Origin of the sequence: Pseudomonas sp. CBS (genome assembly GCF_024734645.1) — a bacterium.
In the GTDB taxonomy this organism is placed as follows: domain Bacteria; phylum Pseudomonadota; class Gammaproteobacteria; order Pseudomonadales; family Pseudomonadaceae; genus Aquipseudomonas.
Genome location: NZ_CP102929.1, coordinates 62,323 through 74,798, shown reverse-complemented (window position 1 = coordinate 74,798; position 12,476 = coordinate 62,323). Strand labels below are relative to the sequence as shown.

Here is a 12,476-nt window from a genome sequence, read left to right as displayed (position 1 = left end):
TCTACTGATGCACGGCGAGCTGGTAGGCCGTGTATTTACGAATGTTGATCACGCCGGTATCGAAGATCAGGTATTGGCCCTTGACCCCCATCAGCGTGCCTTCGGCAATCGGGTTCTTGTCCAGGTTGAAGCTGACGATCTTGGTCGGATACTGCTCGATCGGGTAGCGGATTTGGATCGGTTCGATGTCGGTCACCGGTTGGATGGCCTGCAAGCCAAAGCGTTCCTGTAAACCGAGCAAACCCTCGGCGCAGCTGGCGAACAGTTCGTCGCGGACCTGCGCAAGATTTACCGTCTGGGCGTCGCCCTTGAGCAGCGCGCGCCAGTTGGTCTTGTCGGCCACCTGGCTGCGGAACAGGTCTTCGACGAAGCCCGACTGCTGGCGCGTGGCAACCCGCATGATCGGCAGCGCCTGGCTGGCGCCCTGGTCCAGCCAGCGGGTAGGCAGCTGGCTGGCGCGGGTAATGCCGACCTTGATCCCCGACGAATTCGCCAGGTAAACCACGTGGTCGGTCATGCAGAATTTTTCACCCCAGGCCGGATCGCGGCAGGTGCCTGCGTCGTAATGGCAGCGCTCGGGGCTCATGATGCACAGGTCGCACTGGGCCAGTTTGGTCATGCACGGGTAGCAGTAACCCTGGCTGAAACTGGTCTTGGTCTTGCGACCGCAATGGGTGCAATGGATAGCGCCGAGGTATTCCAGGCGCACGGTGGTGCCAATCAACGGGTTGACCGGCACCTCGGTGTCACCCAGGCGAAACGCGTATTGAACGGTCGGCTCACCCAACTGCGCCGACATCTTGCTGACTGCACCACGGCCAATCTCAATCAATGGATGGCATCCGACTTGAACAGGATGTTCGGCACCGGCGCCGACTTCGAGGCGCATTCCTGCGGGCCCATGTAGCCGGTGCGCTGGTCTTCCGGCAGGTTCTGCAGCTCCCAGGCGATCACCGCCTGCAACGACAGTTCACGCTGCTCGGCGGTGAGCTTGCGGCCATCGGACCACTTGCCGATTTCCACGGCGAGCTTGAGGCTCTCGTAGATGTCCGGGGTGATGTTTTCGATCATTTCAGCAAAAGACGACATGTGAACAACCTCTGATAAATGTCGCGAGTTGAGCGAGCGCACGAAGGGCACTCAAAATTCCTTGGACAGTTTGACCTGCACCAGTTCTTTGTCCAGCAGGCGCCGGAAAATCTGGGGCGCGGCAAAGGTATAGGCGGCAAAGGCCAGCCACACCCAATCAATCACCTGGGCCACTTGCGGATAACCGTGAGCCGTCAGCGTGATGACCACCACACGGTAGGCCACAAACATAAACAACAGCAGGATGATGGCGCGGGTGGCGCTGCGTTCGTTCATCCAGCTGTTGAAGCGCCACCAGGCACCGAGGAGCACACTGCTGCGGGCTTTCACTGCCGTGAGCAGATGCAGCGCGGGCAGGCTGGTGGCGTTTTCCTGCAACGCCCAGATCGCATGATCCCGAGCGCCATTCACATCGCCCTCGCGCAGCAATAGATGCCCGAGCACCACTACGGCACCGGTATTTCCCGGATCGGCCTGCAAGGCCTGGCGCGCAAACAGCTGCGCCTTGTTCCAGTCACCGCAGGCGCGGTAAAACTCCGCCAGGGCCACCAGGTTCGCCGCGTCATCCGGGGCCAACTCCAGGGCTTTTTCCAGGGGTTCGCGGCTTTGGGCCAGGCGACCGGTCAACTGGTACAACTCGGCGAGGCAGCGGTAATTCACCGGGTTCAGCGGTTCCATATCCAGCAACTGATTGAGATGTTCCTGGGCCAGTTTGAACTTGCGCAAGGCAATCGCCACTTGCGCCGCAGCGTAGTGAGCCAGTGGCAATTGCGCATCGGCCGCCAGGGCCAACTGCACTTCGTGCCGGGCGGCATGTACCCGGCGCATGTTCATCAGGCAGATCCCCAGCAACGCGTGGGCCTCGGCCGAATGAGGATCGCTGGCCAACAACTGACGCAGTGCATCTATCGCGCCGTCGTTATGGTCGGCCTGCAAGCGTTGGTAAGCCAGTTGCAGCAAATAATCGGTATTCATCAGCTCACCACCAGATACCAGAGGGTGTAGGGCAACAACTTGACGACCATGCCCTTGAGCACAAACCCGCCGATCAACGCCAACGGCAAGCCGAAGCGGTTCAACACACCACCGTAATACTGGTAAATCTCAATGGTCGCGTTTTGCTGCATATACAGCAGGTAACCGATGCTCAGCTTCCACACCACCAGAGCCAGCAAGGCGTACTGAATCTCGGCCTGGGTTTGAATGTAGCCCGCCCCCACCAACTGCAGCAGCACAAAGCCGATGACCAGGCTGCCCACCAGCGCGGCGCCGGCCAGTACCCACTCGCGGACCCGCGTCGGGCTGCCCACGGCAATCGAATTGAACACAAACCATGGCAAGCCAAGCCACGCGCCGCCCAGCATCAGCCCCAGCAGCGGCCAGAATGGCGAGACTGCAAACTTGGCCCAGGCACCGGGACGCGGTTCGTCCTCGATGCGGTAACCACCGTACTGCGCCATCAGCGACCCTTCCCGTGCTTGTCGAGGAACGCGAGCACCTCGTCGTATTGATTGCCTTCATTGGCATAGCGCGCGTAGTTGCGCGCGGTGGTCAACCACTCCAGGGTGGTCGGCCGCACTTCCTTGAGTGCCTGCTTGAAATGCCGGTCGCAAATCGATTGCTCACTGCCGCTGCTGATCGACTCTTCAATCGCCTCGTCGGCTGCGGTTTCGACCAATTCACTCAAATCGGCTCCGGAGAAGCCGGAAGTGTTCTTGGCCAGGAAACCTAAGTCGATATCGTTGGCCATTGGCCGGTCCTTCATCATCAACTTGAGCATGCTTTCCCGAGCGGGACGATCCGGTGGCGGCACGAACAGCACGCGGTCGAACCGGCCCGGACGACGGAATGCCGAATCCACCGACCACGGCACGTTGGTCGCCGCCAGAATCAGCACGCCATGATTGTCGTTGGTAAAGCCGTCCATTTCGGACAGGAACTGGCTCACCAGCTTGGACGAGGTCGACTCGCGCGTGTTGGAACGCTTGCCCCCCAGCGCCTCGACCTCATCGAAAAACATCACCGCCGGCGCCTGGGCGCGGGCTTGTTCAAACAAAGCGTGCAACTTGCGTTCGGACTCGCCGATGTACATGTCCAGCACATCGGAAATCGCCACATTGAAAAACGTCGCCTTGCACTCCCCGGCCGTAGCCCTGGCCAGCAAGGTCTTGCCGCAACCCGGCGGGCCGTAGAGCAGCACGCCGCCCCCCACTTTCTTGCGAAAGCGCTGGAACAGGCCCGGCTTTTGATACGGCAGGATGATCTTTTTGTGGATGGTCTTTTTCAGCTCATCCAGGCCGCCGATATCATCGAAGGTCAGGTTTTCCTTTTCCGGCACCAGCAGGCGCACCACTTCGCTCTGGTCAGTGTCGTCATTGGAAATCACCCGCAGACGCGGTCGGCCTTCGGCACCGGGGAAGTCCAGCACCGAAACGTTGAGCCGGCGCCACAGCGCCATGTCTTCCAAGGCCGGGTTGGCGTCCACTGCGGCACGGTATTCCACCTGGGCCTCTTTCAAACGGTCCAGCGCAGCCAAGGCACGGGCCTTGAGCATTCTGGAAGCCGCGTCGTCGCCTTGGGCCAGTTGCACGGCGCGCGACGCATCACCTGCGGCGAAGCACAGCCTGGCGGCGGCCAGCTTGAGGGCCTCGGCGTCGGGCCATTGCTCAAGGTCGGCAGGCAGCAGCTTCAGCCCGCGCTCGTGCTCGCCGCGCTCAAGGCTTGCGCCAAGCAACAGGGTCAGCAGCGCGACGTTGCCGGGGGCCGCGTGCAGAGCAGCCTCCAGTTGGTCGAACGTCGAATCATCCATGGAGTTTCCTCAAAATTTCGAATGCGCAGCCAGTGGGCTCATTTCAATACTTCCGGGCGCTCGACATCGACCCAGACAAATTTACGCGGGTCCAGGCGAGTTTCCTGATCCAGCCGGTAAGCCACCAACTTGCCGTACAGCACCGCGCTGTAGTCCAGGCAGGCCAGGTTCGGGCGGATCGGCGCCGGTTTGCCGCTGCGCCAGTAGTGACCGACGAACAGCAACGGCTCGTCGACGCCGTAGCGCAGCAGGGAATTCTTTTCAGTGGACGACAGCGGCGTGGCGGCCACCGGTTCCGGCAGCGCATCAGGCTGGAACACGATGTCGCCGTAGGTTTTCGGGTCGTCTTCCCAGAACTTGGTACGGAAGAACGAGCGCGTCAGGCCGTCGCCGCCGGTCAGGGTCAGGCCGTCCGGCAGGCGCATGTCGGTGCCGCGCAGCAGGCGGTCGAAGGCGTTGCTGGCGAAACTGCCGGGCACGGCGGCGGCTTGCAGAAAGTGCTGGTCGATGCAGCCGTCCGGGAAATGCGCGCGCAGGGGTTCGATAAAGCCGTTGTCCCAGCAGGCGTGCACCACGCGGAATCGTCCGGCATCGACAAACAGCGGCATGTCGTAGAACCAGCCGAGGAAGTCGTGCCAGTCCGCCGGGTGCTGCTCGAACTGCGTCAGCGTCTCCTGGATCAACCGCGCGTGGCGTGGCGTGTGCTCACGCACGAACTGCTTGCCGCTGCCCGGAGGCGCCGGCGTACTCCAGCCCAGCGCGTTGAACTCATGGTTACCCATGATGCACAGCGCCTGGCCGGCCTCGGTCATGTCGTGGACGATATGCAGCGCTTCGCGAATGCGCGGGCCACGGTCGATGATATCGCCGAGGAACACGGCCATTCGCGACGGATGCCGCCAGGTACCGCCCTGCTTGTGGTAACCCAACCGGTCGAGCAAGTGCTCAAGGGTATGAGCACAACCGTGCACGTCACCAATCAGGTCGTAGCTACGCGCGGGATCAAGCATCAGTCGCCTCCACCCCCCAAGCGGCTGCCCCAGCCCAGCTTGGTACGGCACACTTCGTAGTAGTTGTGGTCCAGCGGGTGGATCAACCGCAACTTCTGTGCCTTTTTGCTCACGGTGATGGTGTCACCGGGGGCGCAGGTGAAATGGTTCTGCCCGTCGCAGGAGACTTGCGGGTAGATCTGCATGTCTTTGGACACCACGATTTTCAGCTCACTGTTGCCGTCGACCACGATAGGTCTGCTGGACAACATATGGGGGTACATCGGCACGATCACAATGGCATCCAGCTTGGGATGCATGATCGGCCCGCCGGCCGACAGCGCATAGGCCGTGGACCCGGTAGGCGTGGCGACGATCAGGCCGTCGGCCTTCTGGCTGCACACGAACTGGCCGTCGATGTACAACTCGAACTCGATCATCCGCGTCGACTTGCCGGGGTGCAGCACCACGTCATTGAGGGCGTCGCCCTGGCCGATGGCTTCGCCATGGCGGCGCACTTCGGCTTGCAGCAGGAAGCGGTTTTCCACCAGGTAATGGCCGTCCAGCACCTTGGCCACTTCGACTTCCAGCTCGTCGGGGCGAATATCGGTGAGGAACCCCAGGCTCCCACGGTTGATCCCCAGCACCGGCACGTTATGCCGCGCCAGCGCACGGGCGGCGCCCAACAGGCTGCCGTCGCCGCCTACCACGATCACCATATCGCAGACTTCACCGAGCATCTTGCGCGACGAGGTTTGCAGGCCGTGCCCGGGGAGGATTTCAGCGATGGTGTCTTCGAGGATCACATGCAGGTGGCGCTCGAGCAGAAACTTTTTCAGCCGGCGGACGGTGTCCAGCACCTGGGTACTGCCCAGGCGACCGATAATGCCGATATTGCGAAATTGCTCCATGGGGCTCCTGCGGGGTTCGGGTTCTGGCAAAAAAGAACGATTATGGGCGAAAGCCGGCGTTACACAAAATCCTTTGTCGCCGCAAACCCCAGACGACAACGGTTCTCAGCCCCCTTCCCGGCTGTAAAAGGCTATGCTCGGACCATGACTCTGTTCCCTGATTTACAGCACCTGCCCCGCCAACTGCGTCACCCCGAGGTGCGCGACCTCGCGTGGGTGATGCTCGCCCCGCCGATGCTTGAGCAGACGCCCTGGCCGCAACGCCACCCGCTGACCGGCAGCGACTGGGTGCAGGCCCCGCATTTGCTGGAACACTGGCTGCGCCAGCTGGACCAGGACAGCAGCGCCTTGCTGCATTGGCTGAGCCAGGCACGTACCCGTCGGCTGGGGCTGTATTACGAACGGCTGTGGCAATTCGCCGTGCAGCACGCGCCGGGCGTGGAACTGCTGGCGGCCAACCTGCCGATCCGCCAGGCCGGGCATACCCTCGGCGAGCTGGACATGCTGCTGCGGGACCGTGATGGCGTGCATCACCTGGAACTGGCGATCAAACTTTATCTTGGGCCCCAGGACGGCGACGGCCGGGACACCGCGCAATGGCTGGGCCCGGGCTGTCATGACCGGCTCGACCGCAAACTGGCGCATCTGGCGCAGCATCAATTGCCGATTTCCGCCCGGCCGGAAAGCCGCGAAATACTGGCGGCGTTGGATATCCAAAGATTTGATGCCCATCTATGGCTGGGCGGGTACTTGCTCTACCCATGGCCCGGCATGGCGCAGGCGCCGGTGGGCGCGCATCCGCAGCACCTGAATGGCCGCTGGTTGCATCAGCGCCATTGGTCGAGGTTTATCGAGCAAAGTCCCGCCGGTCGCTGGCAACCGCTACCCCGCCATGCGTGGCTGGCACCGGCGCACTACCCGGCGGATGGAGCTTGGGATGCGGCCCGGATGCATCACTGGCTCACCGAACTGGACCCCATGGCGCCCGCGCAATTGCTGGTGCGCCTGGTGGAAAACAGCGAAGGAGAATGGGAAGAAGCCGAACGGCTGTTCCTGGTGGCGGATCTGTGGCCGAACGTACCCGGCACCCCCGTGGCCGCTGTCGAGCGTCAGCGAGGCTGCGTCGGCAGCACCGCAGTTGCCGAGTCATCCTCCATTATCGAGTCGCGCCCGACGCAGCCTCGCTGACGCTCGACAGCTGCTACGGACGGATTTACGGACGGATTTGCGGGGGAATTTACGGAGGGCTTACAGGTGATCGATGTGCCGATAATCCACCTGCAGCCCGGTAGCCAGCGCTTTCGCGCGACCCAAGCGGATCGGGCCGCGCTCGATGTCCACCAGCAAGCCCGGGCAGTCCAGCTGCGGCAGCCCTGCCACATCTTTCAGCCGTCCATCGGTGATCACCAGCAACCGCTGCTGCTCCACCGGGTAACGTCTGCGACGAGCCGCCAGCCAGTGCCCCGCTTCGTTCAGCGCTGCCAACAATGGCGTGCCACCGCCTGCACCGAGGCCATCAAGCCAATGACCAAGCCCTTTTTCCGCCTTTAATCCCTGCACCTGCCACTTTGGCGACTGTCCGCTCGCGGTGAGCAACGCCATCCGCGCCCGCTGTCGATAGGCATCGTCGAACAGTTGGGCCAGTAATCCCTTGGCATCGCTCAGCGCCTGATGCCGCCGGGTGGACGCCGAAGCATCGACAATCACCAGCCACAGTTCATGGGGCGTGCGGCTGCGCAGTTGATACAGCAGATCTTCACGACGCTGCGGCCGCCCGCCGAGCAAGGTACCCGGCCAGTTGATCGAACCTTCGGCCGCGCTGCGCGCCTGGCCTCGCCGGCCCTTGTCCAGTCGACCCGCCTTGGGCCGCGCATCCGCCCCCGCTGGAGGCCTGGGGCGGATGCCTAGGGCTTTTTTGGCCAGGTGGGCACGTCCCGGCGAGCCCCCGTCGTCAGCGCAGGCGCGGGCATGTCGCCCCATTGGCCCTGGCCTTCTGTTGAATCATTGGGCTTGGCTGATTGACCGCCTGCAGGCGGAGTAGCAGGCGGTGATTGCTCCTGGCGCCGGTGACGCAGGGCAAATTCCGCAACGGCTTCGATATCTTCCTCGCCGATGACCGTCGCACCCCGCCAGGCCGCATGGGCACGGGCGCCGCGCAGCCAGACCAGGTCGGCGCGCAGGCCATCGACGCCCGCAGCAAAACAACGTTCGGTGATCTGCGCCAGCGCCTGGTCATCCAGCGGAATGCTATCCAGTAGAGCCCGCGCCTGAGTGCAGCGCTCACGCAACGCGGCCTGCTGATCGGCCCAGTGCCCGCAGAAGCCCTGAGGGTCGCTGTCAAAATCCAGGCGGCGACGGATGATCTGCCCACGCTCGGCCGGCTGGGTGTGCCCGCTCAGCGCCACGTTGAAGCCAAACCGGTCGAGCAGTTGCGGGCGCAACTCGCCCTCTTCCGGGTTCATGGTGCCGATCAGCACGAAGCGCGCCGAATGCCGGTGGGAAATCCCGTCGCGCTCGATCAGGTTGGTGCCGCTGGCGGCCACGTCCAGCAGCAGGTCCACCAGATGATCGGGCAGCAAATTGACTTCATCGACATAGAGCACGCCGCCGTCAGCCTTGGCCAGTACGCCGGGGGAAAACTGGGCGCGGCCTTCGCCGAGCGCCGCGTCCAGGTCGAGGGTGCCCACCAGACGCTCTTCGGTGGCGCCCAACGGCAGCGTAACGAACTGGCCGCTGGCGAGCAGGTCCGCCAGGCCACGGGCCAGGGTGGACTTGGCCATGCCGCGCGGACCTTCGATCAGCACACCGCCGATTTTCGGGTCGATGGCGGTCAGGCACAGGGCCAGTTTCAAGTCGTCGGCACCGACAACGGCGGACAGCGGGAAATGCGGGAGGTCGGTCATCAACTGCCTTCTTCTATATCCAACAACAGGTTTTCCAACGCCTCGCGGTACGCCCCAGGCTCCTGCCACATGCCGCGTTGCTGGGCTTCGAGCATGCGTTCGGTCATGTCCCGCAGGGCATCCGGGTTGTGCTGCTGCACAAAGGCGCGGGTGTCCGGGTCCAGCAAATAGGCGTCCGCCAGCAACGCGTATTGATGATCGTCGATCAGCGCCGTGGTGGCGTCGAACGCGAACAGATTGTCCACGGTGGCGGCCATCTCGAACGCGCCTTTGTAGCCGTGGCGCTTCACCCCTTCAATCCACTTCGGATTAGCCGCCCGGGCACGGATCACCCGGTTCAGCTCTTCCTTCAGCGTGCGGATCTTCGGCAGGTCCGGCTGGCTGTGGTCACCATGATAGCTGGCGGCCTTGTCACCGCTCAGGGTTTCCACGGCGGCGAGCATGCCGCCCTGGAATTGGTAGTAATCATTGGAGTCGAGCAGGTCATGCTCGCGGTTGTCCTGGTTCTGCAACACCGCCTGCACTTGGCTCAAGCGCTGAGCAAACTGTTCGCGGGCGGCGGTGCCTTCGTCGGAGCCGCCATAGGCGTAGCCGCCCCAGTTCAGGTAAACCTCCGCCAGGTCTTCGCGGCTCTGCCACAAGCGCCCGTCAATCGCGCCCTGCACGCCGGCACCGTAGGCCCCGGGCTTGGCGCCGAAGATCCGCCAACCGGCCTGCTTCGCCGCCGCTTCCTCGTCCAGGCCCGACAGGCGCAATGCCTCGCGCTCACTGCGCACCTTGGCGGCGAGGGGGTTCAGGTCGTCGGGTTCGTCCAGCGCCGCCACGGCTTGCACCGCCGCGTCGAACAGGCGGATCAGGTTGGCGAACGCATCGCGGAAGAAGCCCGACACGCGCAAGGTCACATCCACTCGTGGCCGGTCCAGCAGGCTGATGGGCAGGATTTCAAAGTCATCCACCCGCTGGCTGCCCGTGGCCCATACCGGGCGCACGCCCATCAGCGCCATGGCCTGGGCAATGTCGTCGCCGCCGGTGCGCATGGTGGCAGTGCCCCACACCGACAGGCCGAGCTGGCGCAAGTGGTCGCCATGATCCTGCAGGTGACGCTCAAGAATCAGGTTCGCCGACTGGAAGCCGATGCGCCAGGCAGTGGTGGTGGGCAGGTTGCGCACATCCACCGAGAAAAAGTTACGACCGGTAGGCAACACGTCCAAGCGGCCCCGGCTCGGCGCACCGCTGGGCCCGGCCGGGACGAAACGCCCGCTCAATGCGTCCAGCAACCCGCGCATTTCCGCCAGGCCGCAGGCATCCAGGCGCGGCGCGACGACGATGCGCAGGCTCTCGATCACCGACTTGACGTCTTCCCAACCGGGCTCTTCAAGCTGCTCCACCGCACCTTCCAGGGCCTGCTCGATCAGGCGCGCGGCATACAGCTCCAAGCGTTCACGGGTGTCGCCGGCGGTGCGCCACAATTGCGTGTCGATCTTCTGCAACACCAATGGACGGCGCCCGGTCCACGGCTCGGCCAGGGCACAGTCCAGCGGATCGAAACCCAGCTCAAAAGCCTTGGCCAATACCCGCAGCAGGCTCGATTGCGGCCCCCGGCCATCGCCACGCGGAATGCGCAGCAAGGCCAGCAAGGTGTCGATGCGCAACCGGCCCTCGGGCGACTCACCAAAGATGTGCAGGCCATCGCGAATCTGCGACTCCTTCAAGTCACACAGGTAAGTGTCCAGCCGCGGCAGCCAGATCGCCGCATCGGCGTCGCTGTCGAGGTTTTCGTCCAGGGCCAGTTCCTGGTCGATACGGGTTTCCCGCACCAGCTTGAGGATGTCCTTTTGCAGCTCGCGGGCCCGTCGTGGGTCAAGCAGTTGTGCCTCGTAATACTCGTCGGCCAGCAGCTCCAGGTCGCGCAACGGTCCGTAGGTTTCGGCGCGGGTCAGCGGCGGCATCAGGTGATCGATGATCACCGCCTGGGTGCGGCGCTTGGCCTGGGCGCCCTCGCCCGGGTCGTTGACGATAAACGGGTAGATATTCGGCAACGGCCCCAGCAATGCGTCCGGCCAGCAGTTTTCGGAAAGCCCGACGCCCTTGCCCGGCAGCCACTCCAGGTTGCCGTGCTTGCCAACGTGGATCACGCCGTGGGCGCCGTAGGTCTGGCGCAACCAGAAGTAGAACGCCAAGTAACCGTGGGGTGGCACCAGGTCCGGGTCGTGATAAACGGCACTGGCGTCGACCTGGTAACCCCGGGCCGGCTGGATGCCGACGAAGGTCAGGCCCAAACGCAGGCCGGCAATCATCATGCGGCCGTCGCGGAACATCGGATCGGTATGAGGTGTGCCCCAGCGTGCCAGAACCGCTTGGCGGTTAGACTCGGGCAAGCGGTTGAACATCGCTTCGTAGTCGTCGAGCGCCAGGCTTTGGTGACACGGACGCAGGTCGAGGCTGTCCAGGTCGTTGCTGACACCGCCCAACAGTTCCTGGATCAGCGCCGTGCCGCTTTCCGGCAACACGTCGGGCAGCGGATAACCTTCGGTCTTTAATGCGCGCAAGATGTTCAGCGCAGCGGCTGGCGTGTCGAGCCCCACACCATTGCCGATACGCCCATCCCGGGTCGGGTAGTTGGCGAGGATCAGCGCGATGCGTTTTTCGCCATTCGGCACCCGCGCCAGTTCGACCCAACGCCGCGCCAGTTCGGCGACAAAGTCCATGCGTTCCGGCTGCGCGCGATAGCACACCACATCCGACTGGCTGCGCTCGCTGCGCCAGGCCAGGTCTTTGAAGCTGATGGGCCGGCTGATGATGCGCCCGTCCAGTTCCGGCAACGCGATGTGCATCGCCAGGTCCCGGGGGCCGAGGCCTTGCTCGCTGGCCTGCCAGCCGGGCTCGTTGTCCTGGGCGCAAATCGCCTGGATCACCGGGATATTGCGGCGAAACGGCCGCAGGTGCGGGGCTTCGGGGCTGGATTGGGCAAAGCCGGTGGTGTTCAGAATCACCGAGGCGTGCACCTCGTCCAGCAAATCCTCGACCACGGTCAGGCAACCGGGCTCTTTCAAACTGGCCACCGCCATCGGCAGCGGGTTGAGACCCGCGGCCTGCAAGCGCTGGCAAAAAACATCGATAAAGCCGGTGTTGGCCGCCTGCAAATGGGAGCGGTAGAACAGCACCGCCGCCACGGGAAAATCAGCTTGCCAGTCAGCCTGCCAATCGTTGAGACGGGCATTGGCTTTATGCGGGTGATAAATCGCCGTGCGCGGCAGGGTTTGCGGCTCGCTCCAGGCGTAATCGCGGCCAAGGTAGCCGGCGGCCAGGCAACGATAGAAATCCAGCGCATTACCCAAACCACCCTGGCGCAGGAAGTGCCAGAGCCGGTCACGTTCCTCGGCACCCACGGTGCTGAGGCCACTGAGTTCCGGGTCCGGGCGATCATCCCCCGGCACCAGGATCAGCTGCACGCCGCGCTCGGCCAACTCCACCAGGCGCTCGATACCGTAGCGCCAATAACCGATGCCGCCGTGCAGCGAAATCAGGATGACCTTGGCGTGACGCAGCACCTCGTCCACATACAGGTCGACCGAAGCATGGTTCTGCACCTGCATCGGGTTGGCCAGGCGCAGGCTCGGGTAATCCTCGGGCAACTGCTGGGCCGCTTCGGCCAGCAGCGCCAGGCTGGAATCACCGCTGCACAGGATCACCAGCTCGGCGGGGGTTTGCCCAAGGTCGGCGATGTTGTCATCCGAAACGAAACCGCCGGGCTGAGTCCTGAGCAGGTGCATGG

Annotated in this window: 11 protein-coding genes; 1 reads left to right on the top strand and 10 read right to left on the bottom strand. The window is 63.7% G+C overall.

From position 1 onward, the window contains the following. Position 1 precedes the first annotated feature (1 nt). Genes NVB75_RS00265 through NVB75_RS00235 form a run of 7 tightly spaced genes read right to left on the bottom strand, consistent with a single transcriptional unit; the run spans position 2 to position 5,798 of the window. Positions 2–832 (bottom strand): DUF2797 domain-containing protein, encoded by an 831-nt coding sequence (locus NVB75_RS00265; RefSeq protein WP_258348472.1) that lies wholly within the window; start codon positions 830–832, stop codon positions 2–4. Beyond that, a complete protein-coding gene (locus NVB75_RS00260; RefSeq protein WP_124367263.1) occupies positions 829–1,089 on the bottom strand; it encodes a YeaC family protein in 261 nt (86 codons plus the stop codon). The genes NVB75_RS00265 and NVB75_RS00260 overlap by 4 nt, the downstream gene beginning before the upstream one ends. A gap of 51 nt (positions 1,090–1,140) precedes the next feature. Continuing rightward, positions 1,141–2,064, bottom strand: coding sequence for a lipopolysaccharide assembly protein LapB (locus NVB75_RS00255; protein WP_258345274.1), 924 nt, complete (start codon positions 2,062–2,064; stop codon positions 1,141–1,143). Continuing rightward, on the bottom strand, positions 2,064–2,549 hold the full coding sequence (locus NVB75_RS00250; RefSeq protein WP_258345272.1) for a hypothetical protein: 486 nt from the start codon (positions 2,547–2,549) through the stop codon (positions 2,064–2,066). Before NVB75_RS00250 ends, NVB75_RS00255 begins: the two co-directional genes overlap by 1 nt. Continuing rightward, positions 2,549–3,898 carry an ATP-binding protein gene (locus NVB75_RS00245; RefSeq protein ID WP_258345271.1) on the bottom strand — a complete coding sequence of 450 codons (1,350 nt, stop codon included), beginning with the start codon at positions 3,896–3,898 and terminating at the stop codon, positions 2,549–2,551. The genes NVB75_RS00250 and NVB75_RS00245 overlap by 1 nt, the downstream gene beginning before the upstream one ends. A gap of 38 nt (positions 3,899–3,936) precedes the next feature. After that, the gene (locus NVB75_RS00240; RefSeq protein ID WP_258348471.1) at positions 3,937–4,911 is read right to left on the bottom strand and encodes a metallophosphoesterase; all 975 of its coding nucleotides are present in this window, start codon (positions 4,909–4,911) and stop codon (positions 3,937–3,939) included. Continuing rightward, entirely contained in the window at positions 4,908–5,798 is an 891-nt protein-coding gene (locus tag NVB75_RS00235) for an NAD(+) kinase (RefSeq protein WP_003217892.1), read from the bottom strand. Before NVB75_RS00235 ends, NVB75_RS00240 begins: the two co-directional genes overlap by 4 nt. 144 nt (positions 5,799–5,942) lie before the next feature. On the opposite strand from NVB75_RS00235, the gene NVB75_RS00230 reads away from it, so the two are divergent. Beyond that, positions 5,943–6,986, top strand: a complete 1,044-nt coding sequence (locus tag NVB75_RS00230; RefSeq protein WP_258345270.1) for a DUF1853 family protein — start codon at positions 5,943–5,945, stop codon at positions 6,984–6,986. A gap of 60 nt (positions 6,987–7,046) precedes the next feature. Here the strand turns inward: NVB75_RS00230 and NVB75_RS00225 are convergent, their stop codons facing one another. Genes NVB75_RS00225 through cobN form a run of 3 tightly spaced genes read right to left on the bottom strand, consistent with a single transcriptional unit; the run spans position 7,047 to position 12,474 of the window. After that, a complete protein-coding gene (locus NVB75_RS00225; protein WP_258345269.1) occupies positions 7,047–7,778 on the bottom strand; it encodes a VWA domain-containing protein in 732 nt (243 codons plus the stop codon). After that, positions 7,703–8,701, bottom strand: coding sequence for an ATP-binding protein (locus NVB75_RS00220; RefSeq protein ID WP_258345268.1), 999 nt, complete (start codon positions 8,699–8,701; stop codon positions 7,703–7,705). Before NVB75_RS00220 ends, NVB75_RS00225 begins: the two co-directional genes overlap by 76 nt. Then, positions 8,701–12,474: a cobaltochelatase subunit CobN gene (gene cobN, locus NVB75_RS00215; RefSeq protein WP_258345266.1), complete on the bottom strand. Its 3,774-nt coding sequence runs from the start codon at positions 12,472–12,474 to the stop codon at positions 8,701–8,703. Before cobN ends, NVB75_RS00220 begins: the two co-directional genes overlap by 1 nt. Positions 12,475–12,476: the final 2 nt, after the last annotated feature.

Excerpts from the sequence above, each read along its gene's own strand:
- NVB75_RS00260 (WP_124367263.1), bottom strand. The coding sequence starts at position 1,089 with ATGTCGTCTTTTGCTGAAATGATCGAAAACATCACCCCGGACATCTAC.
- NVB75_RS00255 (WP_258345274.1), bottom strand. The coding sequence starts at position 2,064 with ATGAATACCGATTATTTGCTGCAACTGGCTTACCAACGCTTGCAGGCC.
- NVB75_RS00250 (WP_258345272.1), bottom strand. The coding sequence starts at position 2,549 with ATGGCGCAGTACGGTGGTTACCGCATCGAGGACGAACCGCGTCCCGGT.
- NVB75_RS00245 (WP_258345271.1), bottom strand. The coding sequence starts at position 3,898 with ATGGATGATTCGACGTTCGACCAACTGGAGGCTGCTCTGCACGCGGCC.
- NVB75_RS00235 (WP_003217892.1), bottom strand. The coding sequence starts at position 5,798 with ATGGAGCAATTTCGCAATATCGGCATTATCGGTCGCCTGGGCAGTACC.
- NVB75_RS00230 (WP_258345270.1), top strand. The coding sequence starts at position 5,943 with ATGACTCTGTTCCCTGATTTACAGCACCTGCCCCGCCAACTGCGTCAC.
- NVB75_RS00225 (WP_258345269.1), bottom strand. The coding sequence starts at position 7,778 with ATGGGGCGACATGCCCGCGCCTGCGCTGACGACGGGGGCTCGCCGGGA.
- NVB75_RS00220 (WP_258345268.1), bottom strand. The coding sequence starts at position 8,701 with ATGACCGACCTCCCGCATTTCCCGCTGTCCGCCGTTGTCGGTGCCGAC.
- cobN (WP_258345266.1), bottom strand. The coding sequence starts at position 12,474 with ATGCACCTGCTCAGGACTCAGCCCGGCGGTTTCGTTTCGGATGACAAC.